The 17,725-nt window shown below is 69.3% G+C and carries 19 protein-coding genes; 10 read left to right on the plus strand and 9 right to left on the minus strand.

Annotated features, from left to right (window positions below):
* Window positions 1-6: 6 nt before the first annotated feature.
* From AB0H50_RS26605 to AB0H50_RS26620, 4 genes are all read right to left on the minus strand, one after another.
* Window positions 7-813 (minus strand): SCO1664 family protein, encoded by an 807-nt coding sequence (locus tag AB0H50_RS26605; RefSeq protein ID WP_357457520.1) that lies wholly within the window; start codon window positions 811-813, stop codon window positions 7-9.
* Between the two features lie 3 nt (window positions 814-816).
* On the minus strand, window positions 817-1,404 hold the full coding sequence (locus AB0H50_RS26610; RefSeq protein WP_357457521.1) for a DUF3090 domain-containing protein: 588 nt from the start codon (window positions 1,402-1,404) through the stop codon (window positions 817-819).
* Between the two features lie 83 nt (window positions 1,405-1,487).
* Window positions 1,488-2,231, minus strand: coding sequence for a histidine phosphatase family protein (locus AB0H50_RS26615; RefSeq protein ID WP_357457523.1), 744 nt, complete (start codon window positions 2,229-2,231; stop codon window positions 1,488-1,490).
* Window positions 2,232-2,268: 37 nt separating this feature from the next.
* The gene (locus tag AB0H50_RS26620) at window positions 2,269-3,213 is read right to left on the minus strand and encodes an undecaprenyl-diphosphate phosphatase (RefSeq protein ID WP_357457525.1); all 945 of its coding nucleotides are present in this window, start codon (window positions 3,211-3,213) and stop codon (window positions 2,269-2,271) included.
* Between the two features lie 303 nt (window positions 3,214-3,516).
* Between AB0H50_RS26620 and AB0H50_RS26625 the strand changes: the two genes are divergently transcribed.
* From AB0H50_RS26625 to AB0H50_RS26640, 4 genes are all read left to right on the plus strand, one after another.
* Window positions 3,517-4,482 carry an aldo/keto reductase gene (locus AB0H50_RS26625; RefSeq protein ID WP_357457526.1) on the plus strand — a complete coding sequence of 322 codons (966 nt, stop codon included), beginning with the start codon at window positions 3,517-3,519 and terminating at the stop codon, window positions 4,480-4,482.
* 20 nt (window positions 4,483-4,502) lie between these two features.
* Window positions 4,503-5,546, plus strand: coding sequence for an ABC transporter substrate-binding protein (locus tag AB0H50_RS26630; RefSeq protein ID WP_357457528.1), 1,044 nt, complete (start codon window positions 4,503-4,505; stop codon window positions 5,544-5,546).
* Window positions 5,547-5,619: 73 nt separating this feature from the next.
* The gene (locus AB0H50_RS26635) at window positions 5,620-6,768 is read left to right on the plus strand and encodes an iron ABC transporter permease (RefSeq protein WP_357457530.1); all 1,149 of its coding nucleotides are present in this window, start codon (window positions 5,620-5,622) and stop codon (window positions 6,766-6,768) included.
* Between the two features lie 196 nt (window positions 6,769-6,964).
* Window positions 6,965-7,819, plus strand: coding sequence for a heme ABC transporter ATP-binding protein (locus AB0H50_RS26640; RefSeq protein WP_357457681.1), 855 nt, complete (start codon window positions 6,965-6,967; stop codon window positions 7,817-7,819).
* Window positions 7,820-7,835: 16 nt separating this feature from the next.
* Here the strand turns inward: AB0H50_RS26640 and AB0H50_RS26645 are convergent, their stop codons facing one another.
* Genes AB0H50_RS26645 through AB0H50_RS26655 form a run of 3 tightly spaced genes read right to left on the minus strand, consistent with a single transcriptional unit; the run spans window position 7,836 to window position 10,845 of the window.
* Window positions 7,836-9,929: an MMPL family transporter gene (locus AB0H50_RS26645; protein WP_357457532.1), complete on the minus strand. Its 2,094-nt coding sequence runs from the start codon at window positions 9,927-9,929 to the stop codon at window positions 7,836-7,838.
* Between the two features lie 16 nt (window positions 9,930-9,945).
* Complete coding sequence (locus AB0H50_RS26650; RefSeq protein ID WP_357457534.1) at window positions 9,946-10,482, minus strand: hypothetical protein; 537 nt, start codon at window positions 10,480-10,482, stop codon at window positions 9,946-9,948.
* Between the two features lie 6 nt (window positions 10,483-10,488).
* The gene (locus AB0H50_RS26655; RefSeq protein WP_357457535.1) at window positions 10,489-10,845 is read right to left on the minus strand and encodes a hypothetical protein; all 357 of its coding nucleotides are present in this window, start codon (window positions 10,843-10,845) and stop codon (window positions 10,489-10,491) included.
* Window positions 10,846-10,993: 148 nt separating this feature from the next.
* Here AB0H50_RS26655 and AB0H50_RS26660 point away from each other — a divergent pair, with 148 nt between their 5' ends.
* Genes AB0H50_RS26660 through AB0H50_RS26670 form a run of 3 tightly spaced genes read left to right on the plus strand, consistent with a single transcriptional unit; the run spans window position 10,994 to window position 13,364 of the window.
* Window positions 10,994-12,034, plus strand: a complete 1,041-nt coding sequence (locus AB0H50_RS26660) for a hypothetical protein (RefSeq protein ID WP_357457537.1) — start codon at window positions 10,994-10,996, stop codon at window positions 12,032-12,034.
* The gene (locus tag AB0H50_RS26665; RefSeq protein ID WP_068053194.1) at window positions 12,034-12,282 is read left to right on the plus strand and encodes a DUF5703 family protein; all 249 of its coding nucleotides are present in this window, start codon (window positions 12,034-12,036) and stop codon (window positions 12,280-12,282) included. Before AB0H50_RS26660 ends, AB0H50_RS26665 begins: the two co-directional genes overlap by 1 nt.
* Before the next feature lie 5 nt (window positions 12,283-12,287).
* Window positions 12,288-13,364, plus strand: coding sequence for a quinone-dependent dihydroorotate dehydrogenase (locus AB0H50_RS26670; RefSeq protein ID WP_357457539.1), 1,077 nt, complete (start codon window positions 12,288-12,290; stop codon window positions 13,362-13,364).
* A 6-nt stretch (window positions 13,365-13,370) separates the two neighbouring features.
* On the opposite strand, the gene AB0H50_RS26675 is transcribed toward AB0H50_RS26670, so the two are convergent.
* Window positions 13,371-13,769 carry a hypothetical protein gene (locus tag AB0H50_RS26675; protein ID WP_357457541.1) on the minus strand — a complete coding sequence of 133 codons (399 nt, stop codon included), beginning with the start codon at window positions 13,767-13,769 and terminating at the stop codon, window positions 13,371-13,373.
* A 15-nt stretch (window positions 13,770-13,784) separates the two neighbouring features.
* On the minus strand, window positions 13,785-14,051 hold the full coding sequence (locus tag AB0H50_RS26680) for a hypothetical protein (RefSeq protein WP_357457543.1): 267 nt from the start codon (window positions 14,049-14,051) through the stop codon (window positions 13,785-13,787).
* A gap of 462 nt (window positions 14,052-14,513) precedes the next feature.
* On the opposite strand from AB0H50_RS26680, the gene AB0H50_RS26685 reads away from it, so the two are divergent.
* The 3 genes from AB0H50_RS26685 (at window position 14,514) to AB0H50_RS26695 (ending at window position 17,656) form a co-directional block, all read left to right on the plus strand.
* The gene (locus AB0H50_RS26685) at window positions 14,514-15,998 is read left to right on the plus strand and encodes a PfkB family carbohydrate kinase (RefSeq protein WP_357457545.1); all 1,485 of its coding nucleotides are present in this window, start codon (window positions 14,514-14,516) and stop codon (window positions 15,996-15,998) included.
* Between the two features lie 214 nt (window positions 15,999-16,212).
* Window positions 16,213-16,848 carry a GTP cyclohydrolase II gene (locus tag AB0H50_RS26690; RefSeq protein WP_357457547.1) on the plus strand — a complete coding sequence of 212 codons (636 nt, stop codon included), beginning with the start codon at window positions 16,213-16,215 and terminating at the stop codon, window positions 16,846-16,848.
* A gap of 190 nt (window positions 16,849-17,038) precedes the next feature.
* Window positions 17,039-17,656 carry a GTP cyclohydrolase II gene (locus tag AB0H50_RS26695; protein ID WP_357457549.1) on the plus strand — a complete coding sequence of 206 codons (618 nt, stop codon included), beginning with the start codon at window positions 17,039-17,041 and terminating at the stop codon, window positions 17,654-17,656.
* Window positions 17,657-17,725: the final 69 nt, after the last annotated feature.

Genomic DNA, 17,725 nt, shown 5'->3' on the forward strand with positions numbered 1-17,725 from the left:
CCGTCCTCAGAACGCAGGCCACGGGATCGGCCGCGACGTTCGCGGCAGCGGCATCACCGGGTGCTCCAGCAATTCCTTCGTGCGGCCCGCGAGTGCGTCGATCTCCGCGTCGGTGATGTGCTCGGCGAGGGCGTCGGCGACTTCGCCGGGCAGCGCGGCGGCGAAGGCGGCGATGTCGGTGACCAGGCCGTCGCCGATCGGCTTGCCCGCCCAACCCCACAGCACCGTGCGCAACTTGTGCTGTCTGTGCAGGCAGATGCCGTGGTCGACGCCGTACACCTGACCGTCGACGCCCTCCAGCGCATGCCCGCCCTTGCGGTCGGCGTTGTTGAGCAGCACGTCCAGCACCGCCATGCGCCGCAGCCGCGGGTCGTCGGCGTGAATCAGCGAGACCTCGTTGCCCGCGCCGTCCAGCGCGCGCAACACCTCGCAGAAGCCGTCGGGGACCGAGCCGGGCGGGCACAGGTCGACCAGATCGAGCCGGTTGCCCCGTTCGGTGTGGTTGTCGACCGACTCCACCCAGCGCTGCACCATGCCGGGACCGTAGGGTCCGTCACGCAGAATCGTCTCGGGAATCACGCCCCAGCCGAGCGCGTCGGAGATCAGATACGACGCCACCTCGCGTCCGGCGAGGGTGCCGTCCGGGAAATCCCACAGCGGACGCTCTCCGCGCACCGGCTTGTACACCACGCGCAGCGGGTGCCCGTCGACATCCGGGTTCACATCGCAGACGAGCGTCACGTTGCTCGCGGTGCTCACCCGTCCGATCACGCTCAGCTCACCGCTGGAGAACCCCTCGTCGACCCGCGACACGCATCACTCCTCGTCCAGCTCGGCCGCGCCGAAGATGTCTCCACGCTTGTAGCCGTTGGTCCGCACACACATGTGCCCGCGCGACGAAAGCGGTTCCCCGCACAGCGGACACGGCGGACGGCCCGCCGCGATCACCCGCGCCGAACGCAGCGCGAACTCGCGAGCCTGGATCGGGGTGAGGAACACCCGGACCGCGTCGGGGCCTTCCTCGGTGTCGTCCAGCACCACCGATTCGTCCACCTCGGTCTCGGTGATCGCCAGCAACTCCACCACGACGGCGCCCGCGTCGGCGTCCCAGCCCAGACCCATGGTGCCGACCCGGAATTCGGCGTCGATCGGCGTCACCAGCGGATCGGTGTCGCTCACGTTCTCGGCCTGCGGCGGTACCTGCGCGCCGAAGCGGCGCGCCACCTCGTCCAGCAACAGTCCCATGCGGTCGGCGAGCACCTTCACCTGCTGCTTCTCCAGCAGCACGCTCACCACGCGCGGCTGCTGCACCGCCTGCAGATAGAAGGAGCGATCGCCCGGCTCACCGACGGTCCCGGCGACGAAACGATCGGGGGTGCGAAATACATGGATTGCTCGTGCCATCTGCACCTCCTGATGCGTGACCCTGATCGACTATCCGCGGCGCCCGGACTCCCGAAACACCGACTACTCGTTTACAAGGAATCTCAGCGCTCCGCATTCCCATTATCCGCACTAGGAGTACCGCCTAGCTCGCCGCCGGGAACGGGGCCGGACGTATCGGGTCGATCCGCGTCCGCGTCGTTCCGCGGCCGCGGTCTGATCGCCTCCAACGCGCTCAGATCCGAACCGGTGTCGTTGAGCCGCCACACGTAGGGCGCGTGCGGGGTGTAGCGGACGACGCTGATCGACGCCGGTTCCACCACGATGCGCTGAAATCCGTCCAGGTGCAGGCCCAGTGCGTCGGCGAGCACGGACTTGATCACGTCACCGTGCGTGCACGCGACCCACAGCACGTCGTGGCCGTGCCGCTCGGCGAAGACACGATCGTGTTCGCGAATCGCCGCGACGGCGCGGGCCTGCACCTGGGCGAGACCTTCGCCGCCAGGGAACACCGCGCCGGAGGCGTGCCGCTGCACCACTTTCCACAGCGGTTCGGTGAGCAGGTCGGCGATCGGCTTGCCGGTCCACTCGCCGTAATCGACCTCGATGAGCCGGTCGTCGTACTCCGGTTCCAGCCCGAGCTTGTCGGCGAGCGGACCGACCGAGCGCTGGCAGCGCAGCAGCGGCGAGTGCACGATGTGCTGAATCGGAAGGGCCCCGAGTCGTTCGGCGACCGTGCGGGCCTGGTCCGCGCCGTGCTCGGTGAGATCGACTCCTGGACTGCGACCGGCTAGTGTGCGGGCGGTGTTCGAGGTCGACACGCCGTGCCGCAGCAGGATCACCGTCATGCGGCCAGCTTAGTGGGCGCTGTCGGAGCGAAGCGGCTCATGTCGCCGACACCACCCCGCCCGCGAGCAGAGCCATGATCACCAAGCCGAGCACGATGCGGTAGCCGACGAACCAGTTGAACGAGTGCTTCGACACGAACTTCAGCAGCCATGCCACCGACGCGTAGCCGACGACGAAGGACACGAGCGTGGCGACCAGCAGCTGCGGGCCCGACGCGTTGAGTCCCTCGCCCGCGGGCGCGAACGCGTCGGGCAGGCTGAACAGGCCGGACGCGGTCACCGCGGGAATGGCCAGCAGGAACGAGAACCGGACCGCCGCCTCGCGCTCCAACCCGAGGAACAGGCCCGCCGAGGAGGTGGCGCCGGAGCGCGACACCCCGGGAATCAGCGCCAGGGACTGGGCGAAACCCATCACCAGTCCGTCGCGGGTGGTGAGCTGCTCGAGCGGTCGCCGCTTGGCGCCGTAGTACTCGGCGGCGGCGATCACCAGCGCGAAGGCGATCAGCATGAACGAGACCAGCCACAGGTTGCGCGCGCCGGTGCGGATCTGGTCCTTCAGCACGAAGCCGATGAGGCCGATCGGGATGGTGGCGATGATCACATACCAGCCGATGCGGTAGTCGAGTTCGCGTTGTCGATCCTCGTCCAACCCGTACGGAACGCCGCCCGCGGTGACGATGGGCAGTTTGGTGGTGACCTGATCGGTGATCGGCACCATCTCCCTGGACCTGGCGCTGATCTTCTCGGTCAAGGTGGTGAACCAGGCGACGACGATGCGCCAGATGTCCTTGGCGAAATACACCAGCACGGCCGCCTCGGTGCCGAGCTGAGTGACCGCGGTGAACGAGGCGCCCGCGTCGTCGCCGAAGAACACCGAGGACACGATCCGCAGATGCGCCGAGGAGGAAACCGGCAGGAACTCCGTCAGACCCTGCACCAGTCCGAGTACCAGTGCCTGCAACCAGGTCATCGACTCGCCCACGCAACCTCCTCTTCCGCTGCCCGAAAAATCCATTCCGACTGGGCAATTGGTTCAGCGACGACACCGCTCGCCGGAAAGCGGCACCGCAATACGGCAGCGACAGTACATGTCGCCCGGTGGACGCGTGATTCCGGCCGCTGCCCCGCCCTCAGCTCCAGGCCTGCCAAGCACCGATGACGGGGCAGGTCGAGCTGCCTGTTCGGACGTACCTCGGCTTTCGCACAAGGCCATGCGCCGCTGATGACCGTCTGGGGCCCACTCAACCTTTAGGCTTGGCGCCGTGATGAAAGCGCGGATCCGGTGATGGAACAGCGGAGGGTCGGACGCAGCGGCCTGCGGGTGTCCAGGATAGGACTGGCGACCCACACCTGGGGCGCGCAGACGGACGCCGACGACGCCGCGGGGCAGCTGGTGGCGTTCGCCGAGGCGGGCGGCACCCTGGTCGACACCTCCCCCGCCTACGCGGGCGGCGCGGCGCAGCGGATCCTCGCCGATCTGCTCGGTGACCTGGTGTCGCGCGACGATCTCGTGCTGAGCGGCTGCGCGGGTGTGCTGCCACGCACCGAATCTGCGCAGACCACCGTCCCGGGTCCCGCGCCGCGCGCCGAGATCGACGCGTCCCGCCGCGGGCTGCTGCGCCAGCTGGACCGGACGCTGCTCGAACTCGGCACCGACTACCTCGACATCTGGCACGTCGCGGCCTGGGATCCGAACACTCCGCTCGACGAGATCGCGGGCACCCTCGAACACGCGGTGCGCTCCGGCAAGGTCCGCTACGCGGGTGTGCGCGGATTCAATCCGTGGCAGCTGGCCAGTCTCGCCGCCATCGCGCCGGTCTCCGCGGCCCATACACCGTATTCGTTGCTCGCGCGCGGCGCAGAAAGCGAATTCGTGCCCGCCGCACAGCATCACGGAGTCGGCGTGATCGCCTCGGCGCCGCTGGCGGGCGGCATCCTGACCGGCAAATACCGTGACGGTGTGCCCGCGGACTCGCGCGGGGCCGACGAGGCGACCGCGGCCGAGATCCGCCACCGTCTCGACGAACGCGCGACCCGGGTGGTCGACGCGCTCGTCACCGCCGCCGATGGGCTCGGCACCTCGCCGCTCGCGGTCGCGCTGGCGTGGATCCGGGACCGGCCGGGCATCGCGAGCATGATCGTCGGCGCCCGCGACATCGGGCAGCTGACCGGCGTGATGGCCGCCGAGACCCTGGAATTGCCGCGCGCGATCGCGGCCGCACTGGACGACGTCAGCGCGCGCATCGAATGATGCAGATTAGGCTTGCCTACATGAGGTTTCTCGACCGTGGCCGTCCCGGGGTGGTTCGCTACCTCCTCGTCGCCCTCGCCCTGACCCTGTTCGCCGGAACCGCGGCATGCGGCGGCAGCGACAGCGGCGCGGCGGGTTCCGGACAGCGCGGGCCGAGCACCGCCACGGTCGGCGATCAGCAACCGGTGCCGATCGGCCCGGCCCCGGCTCCGGCGCTGCCTGCGTCGGTGCGTTCCTTCGACGGCACCGAGGTCACGGTCACCTCGGCCGACCGCATCATCGCCGCCGACCGCCACGGCACCCTCGTCCAGACCGTCTGGGCGCTCGGTCTCGGCGCCAACCTCGTCGGGCGCAGCACATCGGGGGTGTTCCCCGCGATCGAGAACCTGCCGATCGTGACCGGCGGCAACGGCTCGCTGAACGTGGAATCCGTTCTGGCGCTGCGCCCCACGGTCTTCCTCACCGATACCACCAGCGCCACGCCCGCGATACGGGAGCAGCTGCGCGCGGCCGGGGTGACCGTCGTCTACTTCGACCCGCAGCGAACCATGGCAGGCGTGGTGCCCCAGATCGAGGCCGTCGCCGCCGCGCTCGGCGTCCCTGACCGCGGTCGTGCCCTGGCCGACCGCACCCGCGACGAGATCGCCGCCGCTTCCGCCGGGGTTCCCGGCCAGGACAAGCCGCTGCGCATCGCGTTCCTGTACCTGCGCAGCACCGCTATCACGATGATGGCCGGGCCCGGCTCCGGCGCGGACGAACTGATCACCGCCATCGGCGGCGAGGACGCGGGCACCGCGGCCGGATTGACCGGACCGTTCACCGCCATCACCAGCGAGGCGATGATCAGCTCCGCTCCCGATGTGCTGCTCGTCATGACCGACGGCCTCAGCTCGGTCGGCGGCGTGGACGGACTGCTGAAGGTGCCCGGCATCGCGCAGACGCCGGCAGGCAAGAACCGCCGCGTGGTCGACATGGCCGACGGGGTGCTGCTGAGCTTCGGTCCGAACACCGGGCGTGTGGTCGCCGCGCTCGACGAGGCCGTCTACGGCGCCGCGCCGGCATGAGTGAACGTAGTGAGCGAATCATGTGCCAGCGTGCATCGCGCATGCCGGAGCCGAGCGCCGGCGAGGCGCCGGCATGAGTGAAAGGGCGGGCACGTCGTCGGTGTCGTCGGCCAACGGCGCCGGGCCCGTGCGGGAGAACGGCATCGAGTCACGGCCGCCCGCCGCGCCGGTTCCCACGCGCACCCGCTCGGTCTCGCGGATCACCGTCGCGTTCGCGGTGGCGATCGCCGCATTGGTGGTGCTGGCCTTGGCGTCCGCCGCGATCGGTCAGGTGCCGACCTCGCCCGCCGAGGTCGCGGGCAGCGTGTTCCACCGGATCGGTCTGGACTGGGGGCCGCTGCCCGCCCATCCTGCCGGTGACGTGACGCTGTGGGAGGTGCGTTTCCCCCGGGTGGTGCTGGCGATGCTGGTGGGTGCGGCGCTGGCGACAGCGGGTGCGTTGTTGCAGGGTGTGTTCGCCAATCCGCTGGCGGAGCCCGGCGTGATCGGCGTTTCGGCGGGCGCTGCGGTCGGTGCGGGCACCGTCATCGTGATCGGCGGCGCCTTCGTCGCGGCATGGTCGGTCGCCGCCGCGGCATTCGTCGCGGGCCTGTTCACCACTCTGCTGGTGTATCTGCTCGCGCGCTCCAACGGCCGCACCGAAGTGGTGACCCTGGTGCTCACCGGTGTCGCGATCAACGCCTTCGCGGGCGGTCTGATCGCGTTCCTGTTGTTCGTCGCCTCACCCGCGGCGCGCGATCAGATCGTGTTCTGGCAGTTGGGCAGTCTCAACGGCGCGAGCTGGGAGTCGGTGGCGGTGGTCGCCCCGCTCGCCGCGCTGGGCGTACTCGCGGCGATCGTGGTGGCGCCGCGTCTGGACCTGCTGGCACTCGGCGAATCCGCCGCCCGCCACCTCGGCGTCGACGTGGAACGGCTGCGTCGCAACGTCATCGTCATCGTGGCGGTACTCGCCACCGCGGGTGTCGCGTTCACCGGGATCATCCTGTTCGTCGGCCTGATCGTCCCGCATCTGGTGCGGATGCTCGTCGGCCCAGGCCATCGTGTGCTGATCCCGCTCAGCGCCATCGTCGGCGCGGTCGTGCTGCTGATCGCCGACGTCGCCGCCCGCTCCCTCGTCGACAACGCCGACCTCCCGCTCGGCATGCTCACCTCGCTCATCGGCGGCCCCTTCTTCTTCTGGCTGCTCCGCCGTACCCGCGCCCGCGCCGGAGGGTGGGGATGAGCGCTGCTCGCCCGGACCGATCGCGCGGCTCGGCGGTCGCCGCGAGGACGTGCTGTTTCCAGCGGGGTCGTCGAGCGCAGCCCGCCGCTGGTGCGCGACGCGGTGTCGCCCGGCACACGAATGCGTCGATCGATCGCGCCGCGCTCGTGCCGGGCTACGCGGACGATCCGAGGATCGGAGGTCGCCGGTGAGCGCCATGCGGCAAGGATTGGGCGCGATGCTCGGGCGGACGCAGGAGGAGCCGCAGCGCCCCGAGCGCGGGACGGTGACGTTGCGGGCGCGCGGGGTGAGCGTGGACCGGCGCGGTGGCGTGAGCGCGCACGCGCGGCGCGTGCTCGACACGGTCGATTTCGCGGTGGCCGCGGGAGAGGTCGTCGCACTGGTGGGGCCGAACGGGGCGGGCAAGTCCACGCTGCTGGCGGCGTTGGCCGGGGAGCTGGCGCTCAGCGAGGGGGCCGTCGAACTGGACGGCCGCGCGCTGGAGCACTGGACGCCGCTGGACATGGCGCGCAGGCGTGCGGTGCTGCCGCAGAGCCACACCGTCGGATTCCCGTTCACCGCACGCGAAGTCGTGGCCATGGGCCGTGCGCCGTGGGTGCGCACCGCGCGCGGCGAACGGGACGACGAGTTCGTCGCGGCGGCCATGGCATCGGCCGACGTCGCGCACCTGGCCACGCGATCGTTCCCGACGCTGTCCGGCGGTGAACGCGCGCGTGTCGCCCTGGCCCGCGTCCTCGCCCAGGACACCGCCACCCTGCTGCTCGACGAACCCACCGCCGCATTGGATCTCGGCCACCAGGAAGCGGTGCTGCGGCTGGCCACCGAGCGGGCAGCGGCGGGCGCCGCGGTGGTCGTCGTGCTGCACGACCTCGGTATCGCCGCCGCCTACGCCGATCGCGTCGCCGTGCTGGAATCCGGCCGCGTCGCCGCCGACGGTCCGCCGCGCGAGGTGCTCACCACCGAACTGCTGAGCCGGGTCTACCAGCATCCGGTCGAAGTCCTCGACCATCCGGTCACGGGCGCCCAACTGGTCCTTCCGGTCCGCCGCTGACCTCGGCCTACTCCGCTCACCGCCAGATCAGCTTCAGCACGGCGGGGGTCAGCAGCATCCGGATGACGGTCGCATCGATGATCAGCGCGGCGATCATGCCGTAGGCGATGTACTTCATCAGCACCAGATCGGAGAAGCCGAACGCGCCGGTCACCACGATGAGAATGGCGGCGGCCGAGGTGATCACCCCGCCGGTGTGGGCGATGCCGTAGCGGATGGCCTCCGGTGCGTCGGCTCCCGCCTGCCGCGCCTCGACGACCCGGGACAGCAGGAAGACCTCGTAGTCGGTGGACAGCCCGAAGATCACCGTCACGATCAACGCCAGCACCGCGAACATCAGCGGTCCCGGCGTGAACCGGAAGGCCTCCGCCCCGTGCCCTTCCACGAAGATCCAGGTGAGGATGCCCATCGTCGAAGCGAGACTCAGCGCGCTCATGGCGACGGCCTTGAGCGCCAGCACGATCGAACGGAACGCGACGAACATCACCGCCAGCGCGGTACCGGCCAGGATCGCGACCAGCATCGGCAGACCGTCGAGCAATCCGTTGATGCTGTCGCGCTCGAGCGCGGGCACGCCTGCCACCATCACCCGCACGCCCGCAGGTTCGGGAATGGCGCGCAGCGCAGCGATCACCGCGTCGGCGTCGCGTTTGTCGGTCAGCCCCGCATCGAGGACATTGACGCCGTCCTTGGTCGCCGCCGCCGGTTCGAAGCGCCCGGTCAGGCCAGGCACCTGGTTGGCCTCGAAGCGGATGTCGCCGAGCTGCTGCGGATTCGCGCCGACCACAACGAGTTTCAACGGTTCGGTACGAAAGCTGGGAAACAGCTCGTCGAAGCTCTCCTGGGCGACCCGGGCCGGATTGTCCTCGGCGAGATAGCGTTCGCTGATCCCGCCGAACTCGATATTGCGGAATGGAATGCTCAGCGCGAGCAGCACCAGCACGATCGGCACCGCCACCGCCCACGGCCGCCGCATGGCGAACAGCGCGAGCCGGGAGAAGAATCCGGCGTCGATCTGGGCTTCGGTCTTGGTGCGGGAGAAGCGTTTCCAGCCGAGGAAGTCGATGCGGCGGCCGACGATGCTCAGCGCGGCGGGCAGCGCCGTCACCGAGAGCAGCGCCGCGAGCAGCACCGAGCTGATGCCGCCGTAGGGCACCGAGCGCAGCACTCCGTTGGGGAAGATGAACAGTGCCGCCAGGCTGATCGCGATGATCGCGGCGGAGAACATCACCGTGCGTCCCGCCGTGGCCACGGTGCGGGCGGTCGCCTCCTCCACACTGCGTCCGGCCGCCAACTCCTCGCGGAAGCGGGTGACGGTGAACAGGCCGTAGTCGATTGCCAGGCCGAGGCTGACCAGGGTCATCACCGCGTTGGCGAAGACGTTGACCTCGATGTGGTCGGTGAGCACGCGCAACATGCCCTGGGTGCCCAGGATGGTCATCCCGCCGATGATCACCGGCAGCAGTGCCCCGATCACCCCGCCGAACACGAAATACAGCATGATCGCCACGATCGGCAGCGCGATCAGCTCCGCGCGCTGGATGTCGTTCTGCATCCCGGTGTTGATGCCCTCGACGATCGGCTGCAACCCTGCGAGCTGCACCGTGGTGCCGCCAGGTCCGCCGCCTTCGTTGCCAGCGCCGAGTGCGTCCTTGATCGCGAGATAGTTCTCGACGGTGGCGGTGCCCTCGCCGCGGAGTCCGACGCTGGCAAAGGCGTGGGTCTTCGTGGCGTCGCTGGCGTTGGCGGTGAACGGGCTGTCCCAGTAGCTGTCGATCTTCAGTATCCGGTCCGGATAGCGTTCGAGCAGACCGCGCAGCTGGCCGGTGACCGCGGCGCGCACCTCAGGGGAGTCGACGGTGCTGCCATCGGGCACGGTGTAGAGCAGGATCAGGTCGCTGTCGGTGTCACGGCCGAAGGTGGCGTCGGCCAGTTCGGACGCGGCCACCGATTCGCTGCTCTCGTCGAACCAGCCCTCCTGGCTGAGCCGCTCGGTCAGGTCGCGCCCGTACCAGCCGGACAGCAGCACGGCCAGCGCGAATCCGGCCAGCACGAGATAGCGGTAGCGGTGGACGAGCCGACCCCACCCCAGGAAACCGGAATGCAGCATCTAACGGGCCGCGCCGCTAGCCGCACGCCGCGGTGCGGTAATCGGCCGAGCGCAGGATGCCGCACAGGTCGGTGCGGGAGATCTTCCAGCGGCCGTCGAGGTAGACGAAGTGCACGACGGTGGTGCGCACGGCGGTGCCGGTGCCGTCCTTGTCCAGTCGCATGGTGGCGGTCAGGGTGCCGTCGCGGTTGTCGAAGACGGGATCGGTGACGCCGTAGACGGCGCGCGGGTTGTCCTGCAGCGCCCGGTACATGTCCGGGATCGCGTCGCGGAAGGCGTCGCCGTCCTCGATCAGCGCGGTGCGTTCGCTGTCGGGCAGTGTCGGGTCGAGCGCCCGCTTGATCTGGGCGTCGAGTTCGGCGGCGGTCGGCAGCGGCCGGTTGGCGATGGCACTGGAGGTCGCGGCGGCGGAGGAGGACAGCTCGGCGATGGCCTTGGAGCGGGCCGCCTCGACCGAGGCCTCGTCCGGACCCGAATTGCACGCGGCGGTCGCGGCCACCGTGGCACAGGCGAGCGCGGCCAGCGCGATTCGGGCGATTCGTGTGGAGTACATCACTACCTACATACCATCGATGACGGAACTGATTCGCCCGAGCAGGGCGCGCACGGTCGTGACGTCACGGTCCGCGGCCGCCTCGACCGCGACAGCGTCGGGGATCATGTCGCGCACCAGCGCGACCACACTGCGTTCGTCGTCCAAGTCGACGTCGGTGACCCGGACCTCCGCCACCGCGACCACGTCCTCCGGACCCGGCACGTCGCTGTCCAGGTCGGCGCGGTAGATCTCGAGCGTCAGGATCGAGCGCACCGTGCGGAACGCGTACGGCCTGCCGTCGGCGGTGGTGCCGAACCCGTGAGCAAACGGACCAACGGTTATGTCATCGATGGCAAATCCCGATGGATGGTCGGCTTTCAACCGGATCTCCCTGGGTTGGACACTGTTTGATTACACGGTAACCCCCATCACGGGTTATTCGGTGCCGCCGCCACCCCGGTCGGTGGCGGTGTTGCGCCATCATGGTCAGATGGTGACGTCGGGTTGATTCGTCGGTAGGAGGAGTTCGGTGGTGCGCCCTCGCGGCTCGGTCCCCTCAGCGCTCGTCGTCGGCTCGGCGGTGCTCGCCCTGCTGGCCGGATGCTCTTCCGACAAGGGCGAACCCGACGTCCCGACCCGGGAACCCGCCACCGCCGCCATCGCCCCCGCGCCGCGAACCGCGCCCACGGGCCAGGTGATCGGCCTGAGCGCCCCGATCCGCAACATGTTCGCCGAATCCGGCACCGGCCTGCTCGCCGCTCTCGACGCGAGCAGCGACAGCTCAACCCTGCTCTTCCTGATCGACCCCGCCGCTCCCGCGGGCGCAGGCCAGCGCACTGTCACCCTGCCCGCGCACGGGACCAGCCTGGCCCAGGGCAACCCCGGTGAGGTCCTGGTCACCGCGCCCGGCTGGATCATCCGGGTCGACGCCGCGAGCGGCGCGGTCACCGAGACGCCGGTCGAGGGCGACGTCCGCTCGGTCGGTCAGCGTGCGGACGGCACGCTGGTCGTCGGCACCGCCGACGGCTCGGTCCGCATCCTCGGCCCCGGCGGCGACGTGCGCGACTCCGTCTCCGGCCTGGTCTCGGCCGACGTCGTCGCGCTGACCCCGGATCGCATCGCGGTGCTCGACCGCCGCCAGACCTCCGTCACCGAGATCGACCCCGCCAAAGACCACCTCGGGCTCGCCCTGCGTGCGGGCGACGGCGCCACGAACATGATCTCCGACCACTTCGGCAGGGTGATCGTCACCGACACCGCGGGCGAGGAACTGCTCGTCTACACCACCGGACCACTCGTCCTGCGCCAGCGTTTCCCGGTAGGATCGTCGCCTTACGCGCTCGCCTACGATCGACGGTCCGAGACCGTGTGGGTGACGTGCACCCAGAGCAACGAAGTCGTCGGATTCGATCTGTCGGCGGGCATACCGGAGGAAGTGGGACGCTATCCGACCGTCCGGCAGCCCGACTCGGTGACCGTCGACGAGCGCACCGGTGATCTGTTCGTCGGATCCGCCACCGGGGACGGTGTCCAGCGGATCCGCGCGGACCAGCTGAAGAGAGGTCAGTGATGGCGCCGAAAAGCTCCCGCACAGCATTACCGGCGAACTGGGAGACCAGCAGCGACGACTACGAATACGTCCCGCTGCGTTTACCGAAAGACGTGACCAGGGTGACCGCCTCGATGCGCCTGGCGATTCAGGCCGAATTCGGCGGATGGGAGCTCTCGCGCGTGCGCGCCTACACCGACGGCAGCCGTAAGGTGCTGCTGCGTCGTCGCAAGACCTCGCTACTACCCCAGCCAGAGCCGGGGATGTGAGACGGATGTACGCACTGCTACTTCGCTTGATGTTCCTGGTTCCGCCGGAGCGCATCCACCACCTCGCCTTCGCGGCCATGCGGGTGGCCGCCCGGTTCGCGCCGACCCGGCTGCTGGTCGAGCGGCTCGCGGTCGTCGACGACCCGATCCTGCGCAACACCGTCTTCGGCGTCGAGTTCCGCGCCCCGCTCGGTCTTGCGGCCGGTTTCGACAAGAACGCAGAGGGCGCCGACATCTGGGGGCCGTTCGGGTGGGGCTTCGCCGAAGTCGGCACCGTCACCGCCAAGGCCCAGCCCGGCAACCCCGCACCGCGGATGTTCCGGCTCCCGGCCGACCGCGCCCTGATCAACCGGATGGGCTTCAACAACCACGGCGCCGCCCGCGCCGCCGACCAACTGCGGGCCAGAGCCGCCACCATCCCGATCGGCGCCAACATCGGCAAGACCAAGATCGTCGAAGCGGCCGACGCCGCCGCCGACTACGCGACGAGCGCCGCACTGCTCGGCCCGCTGGCCGACTTCGTCGTGGTCAACGTCAGCTCCCCCAACACGCCCGGCCTGCGCGACCTGCAGGCCGTGGAATCGCTGCGCCCGCTGCTGCGGGCCGTGCTCGACACCGTCAGGGTGCCGGTTCTGGTGAAGATCGCCCCCGACCTGTCCGACGAGGACATCGACGCCGTCGCCGACCTCGCGCTGGAACTCGGTCTCGCGGGCATCGTCGCCACCAACACCACCATTCGCCGCGACGGCCTGCGCACCGACGCCGCCGAGGTCGCCGCCATGGGCGCGGGCGGCCTGTCCGGCGCGCCCGTGGCCGAACGCTCGCTCGAGGTGCTGCGCCGGCTGTACCGGCGCGTCGGCGATCGCCTCGTACTGATCTCCGTCGGCGGGATCGAAACCCCCGACCAGGCTTTCGAGCGCATCCTCGCGGGCGCCAGCCTGCTGCAGGGTTTCACCGGCTTCATCTACGGCGGCCCGTTCTGGACTCGCAAGATCCACCGCGGCCTCGCCGCGCGTCTGCGCGACCACGGCTACCGCTCGATCGCCGAGGCGGTCGGCGCGGACAACGTGGCGAGGACCTGAATTCGCTCACCCGTACACGCGCGGCGGGCCGCTCGTGCGCCGCGGCATGCCGTGCGCGCCAGAACCGCTGCCGCATGCGCCGACGGGGCCGGGCGCCGACTCGTCCGGTCGGTCCCGTAGTCGCGCGACGATCCGCTTGTGCAACAAGATGATCGCGTGGTCGAGCAGGATGCCCAGCCGGTCGGCGCGCTCGGCGGCGCGTGCGTGCGTCATGCGGTCGTGCACCATGTCCGGGTCGCTGAGCAATTCGTCCAGCTCCATGCCCGCGAGCGCCTGCTCGCGGGAGAGCGTGCGACCTGGCAACCAGCTCAGCCGCCACGTGTCGGCGCTGAGTTCGCCGTCGCGGTAGGCCGATTCGGGGGTCAGGTCGCTGATCATGGTCCATTCGGTGGTGTGAATGGTCATTGGCTGCCTCCGGTACTACAGCCCGAGCAGAATCTGCTCCAGGGGAATTCCGAGTTGTCCGGCGTAGTGCACCGCCCGCAGGTGGGCGAGCCGATCGTGCCGGTAGGTCTGGGTGCTGACGATCTCGGCGAGATCCATCCCCGCCAGTGCCTGTTCGCGGGTGAGCAGGCGGTCGGGCAGCCAGCTCAGCCGCCACGACTTGGGCCATTTGTCGGCGACGCGCTGCGCCGATTCGTTGGTGCAATCGCTGGTCATCGACCAGTCGGTGACGTAGATGGTCACGAATGCCTCCTGTCGAGCATCCGAGGGTCGAGTGGGGTCACCGAAGAGTTCGGAGAGCGGCGAGCCCCGGCGAAGTGCGCGAGTCACGCACGGGCCGGGGCTCGCTGGACGGCGGAGCGGAACCGGCGGTTGACACGGTTCGGGTGTCGCGATGGTCGGACGAGGACTACGCGGCCGGACGGTGAGACCCGAGTTCGGTCTCGGCCGCGCCGGGCTTGTGACGCCTGCGCCGCCGGTTGCGACGTATCAGCAGAATCTCTTTCATCACCAAGGCCCTCCCGAGTCCGCTGGTGGAGGACGACCAGATCGCCCAAAATCAGTGTGGCATTTGCCTTTCCCCCGGTCAATTGCCGGAGTATCTTGGGAATTGCCGGTCTCATTGCCTGTTAAACACCGCAATGAGGGCAATCTCCGCAGAAGCACGACGAAACGGCAACGACGCGATGGAGGGCGGACTCGCCGATGGCTCCGCAGAATCCCCGCACGATCGCGATTCGCGACATCCTCACCCGCTTGTGCACCTACTACGGTCTGCGGCCAGAACGCTTGGGCAACACCGAGATCGACGTCACCAGCCTGCTCGAGCTGCCGATCGTGCGCCAGCACGCGCAACGCACCGGCCTGCCCGCGGGCGAATCCTTGCTACCGGTCGTGCGCGAGACGGTGCGACAGCTGCCCCCGACCGATCGCCTGATCGCCGATTCGGCGTTGGCGCTCGGCCTTTTTCGTGACAACCCCCCTGACGGCGTCGATCTCGCCCGGCTCTACGCGGACAACCTCGGCCCTCGGCGCGGATACCTCGTCGAGCACTGGCGGCGGCTGCACGAAGCGCTCGGGGTCGATCGCGTTCCCGAGGCGCCGACGGTCAAGCGGCTGCGCACGTCGTCGGAGGGCGATACCTTCACCGCGCTGGCCGATCTGCTCACCGCCGACACGGGCTACGTCATCCCCCAGGCCATGCCGAGCGGCAAAATCCTTGTCTCGCTACCCGATTCGGTCCGGCGGCCGAAGTCGGTGACGGTGGTCGGTGACGCGGTCATCGATCACCTCTACCGCGTCGACGGTTTCCCCGCCGCGGACCGCGCGGCGCGCGGCAGCTTCACCAGGCCGCCCGGTGGGAAGGGGCTGAATCGCGCGGTGGCCGCCGCACGCCTGGGCTTGGAGGTCGCGCTCGTCTCGGCGGTCGGCAACGACAAGGACGGCGCGGAGATCATCGGCTTCCTGACCAACGAGAACGTCCGCTGCGATCTGGTCAAGATCGTCGACGGCGGCCGGTCCCCCGTCACGGCCGTGATCATGGATTCCAGCGGCGAGACGAGACTCATCGGGTGCAAGGACGACAGAGTCAAGCTCGACGTGACGGATCTGCACACCGGTGGCGTGCACGCGGCGCTGGCGAGCTCGGAGGTGGTGTTGCTGACGCTCGAACACCCCAAAGGCGTCGCCGAACAGGTCCTCGCGATGGTGCGCGGCATGCGGCCGCGGCCGCAGGTGATCGTCTGCCCGTCGCCGAGTCCCGCTGTGCCGCAAGACCTTTACCAGTACCTCGAGGTGGTGGACTACCTGGTCGGATCGCCGGCGGAACTCGAGGCGATGCTGCCGGTGGTGTCGACCGGCTCCACCGAAGACAGCGCGCAGCGGCTGCGCGGGCTGGGGGTGCGCGCGGTGTGCGCGATCGACGGATTTCGCTGTTCGGTGCGCTCCGAGCGGTTGAATCTCGATGTCGGCCGGTTCCACGGTGCGTTGAAGAATTCGCCGGGCGCCGCCGCCGCGTTCTCCGCGGCGCTGGCGTGCCGCCTGGTCGAAACCGGCGGTGAGCTGGCCGCGAAAGACTTCATCTGGGCGACCGCGGCGATGATCCCGACTCAGAAGCTGGGTGCGGTGCCGCGCGCGATGCCGGACAAGGACCGCATCGACGATGTGGTCCGGCTGGGGAACGAACAATGACCTGATCCGCGCGGCGCGGCGGCGTATTTTAACACAAAAGACCTGGTAGTAACATGCGTGTTACGTCACACGCGGGGTAACGTTGCGAGGTCATCTCGGATGTGCGGCAGTCGCCGCACCTGTTGAGTCGGAGGAGCGGTTGACGACGGTTGCGTCGGATCTTGCCGAAGCCGGTCATCGGTTCACGCGCAAGGGGCGTGACACTCGCGTTCGCGTGATCGAACTACCCGATCACGGCGACGGAGGTGGCCACATTCTCGTCTTCGGAGACATCGGCGACGGCTGTCTGGTTCGGGTTCATTCGCGTTGCCTCTACGGTGAGGCGCTGCGATCGGACGACTGCGATTGTGGTCCAGAACTGGACAAGTCCCTCGACATGATCCAGGAGGCCGGGGGCGGCGTGCTGGTCTATCTCGAGCAGGAGGGCCGCGGCGCGGGCCTGCTCGCCAAGGCGCGCGGGTACCTGGAGAGCGAACAATCGGGCGAGGACACCTTCACCAGCTACGAGAAGCTGGGCTATCCGCCGGACGGACGCTCCTACGAGCAGGCGGCTCGCGCGCTGTTCGACGTGCTGAACCTGCGGACCGTCCAGCTGCTGACCAACAATCCGGCCAAGATGCACGCGCTGCGCGAGGTAGGCCTTGCGGTGCAAGTGGTTCCGCTGGTCACCGAGGCGCTGAGTCAGCGCGCCATCGAGTATCTCGACGCCAAACGCCGCAGGCGCCAACACTGGATCCCCAACGGCGAATCGCCGTGGTCGCTGGAGCAGACCATTCTGCCGCGGGCGGATTCCGGCGGCGCGCTGCCGGAGGGCCCCGCGCACGAAAGCGCGCCACCGGTTCTGGTCTAGCCCCTGATGCGATGCCCGGCCTCCGGCTACCATAGATGGATTGTGCGACTGGGGATTCCGCAGCTCGCCGACCGCTGCACTGTGCATCAGCGGGGCATGGCATCGGAGGGGCATGGACCGAGCGGCACCCGATCTCCGTGAGACCGGGCATCGTCTGACTCGCAAGGGGCGAGAACTCCGCGTTCGAGTCTTGGCGATCCCTGGCGCCGAGGACGGGGGGCACGCCCTCGTGTTCGGCTCGGTGGTCGATGGCTGCCTGGTGCGCATCCATTCGCGCTGCCTGTACGGCGACGCCTTGCGCTCCGACGACTGTGATTGCGGGCCCGAGCTCGATCTGTCGATGGATTTGATCCAGGACGCGGGGTGCGGCGTGCTGGTCTACCTCGAACAGGAGGGCCGCGGCGCCGGATTGGTCGACAAGGCAAGGGGTTTGCGCACCAGCGAGGTGTTCGGCCTGGACACCTTCGACAGCTACGAGCGGCTCGGGCTGTGCGTCGACACGCGCTCCTACGAACACGCGGCCCGCGCGCTGCTGCACCTCGGGCTTCGGTCGGTGCGCCTGCTGACGAACAACCCGGACAAGGTGCGCGCCCTGACCGAGCTCGGCATCGCCGTCACCGTCATACCTTTGGTGACGCGGCCGCGCAGCGAGCGCGCCCGCCGGTACCTGGAGGCCAAACGGCGAAGGCGCGGGCACACGCTTCCGGCCGAGGACGAGACCTGGTCGGGGCTGGGGCGTTCGGTCCGGCGGTTCTCGTCCCGGCGGTTGACGCCGGGGTGTTGGTGGCGTCGGCTGCTCGCGCTGTAAAGACCGTCATATTCGGCCGGCTGTGGCTACCATGAGTGAGCCGCGCCACACGTTGACACCCATGCGGTG

This window comes from Nocardia sp. NPDC050793, assembly GCF_040654065.1.
Taxonomy (GTDB): domain Bacteria; phylum Actinomycetota; class Actinomycetes; order Mycobacteriales; family Mycobacteriaceae; genus Nocardia.

What these genes read in the sequence shown, in the direction of transcription:
- AB0H50_RS26670 (WP_357457539.1), top strand. Translation starts at nt 12,288, where the DNA reads ATGTACGCACTGCTACTTCGCTTGATGTTCCTGGTTCCGCCGGAGCGC.
- AB0H50_RS26640 (WP_357457681.1), top strand. Translation starts at nt 6,965, where the DNA reads ATGCGGCAAGGATTGGGCGCGATGCTCGGGCGGACGCAGGAGGAGCCG.
- AB0H50_RS26675 (WP_357457541.1), bottom strand. Translation starts at nt 13,769, where the DNA reads ATGACCATTCACACCACCGAATGGACCATGATCAGCGACCTGACCCCC.
- AB0H50_RS26685 (WP_357457545.1), top strand. Translation starts at nt 14,514, where the DNA reads ATGGCTCCGCAGAATCCCCGCACGATCGCGATTCGCGACATCCTCACC.
- AB0H50_RS26630 (WP_357457528.1), top strand. Translation starts at nt 4,503, where the DNA reads ATGAGGTTTCTCGACCGTGGCCGTCCCGGGGTGGTTCGCTACCTCCTC.
- AB0H50_RS26625 (WP_357457526.1), top strand. Translation starts at nt 3,517, where the DNA reads ATGGAACAGCGGAGGGTCGGACGCAGCGGCCTGCGGGTGTCCAGGATA.
- AB0H50_RS26650 (WP_357457534.1), bottom strand. Translation starts at nt 10,482, where the DNA reads ATGTACTCCACACGAATCGCCCGAATCGCGCTGGCCGCGCTCGCCTGT.
- AB0H50_RS26610 (WP_357457521.1), bottom strand. Translation starts at nt 1,404, where the DNA reads ATGGCACGAGCAATCCATGTATTTCGCACCCCCGATCGTTTCGTCGCC.
- AB0H50_RS26635 (WP_357457530.1), top strand. Translation starts at nt 5,620, where the DNA reads ATGAGTGAAAGGGCGGGCACGTCGTCGGTGTCGTCGGCCAACGGCGCC.
- AB0H50_RS26665 (WP_068053194.1), top strand. Translation starts at nt 12,034, where the DNA reads ATGGCGCCGAAAAGCTCCCGCACAGCATTACCGGCGAACTGGGAGACC.
- AB0H50_RS26645 (WP_357457532.1), bottom strand. Translation starts at nt 9,929, where the DNA reads ATGCTGCATTCCGGTTTCCTGGGGTGGGGTCGGCTCGTCCACCGCTAC.
- AB0H50_RS26615 (WP_357457523.1), bottom strand. Translation starts at nt 2,231, where the DNA reads ATGACGGTGATCCTGCTGCGGCACGGCGTGTCGACCTCGAACACCGCC.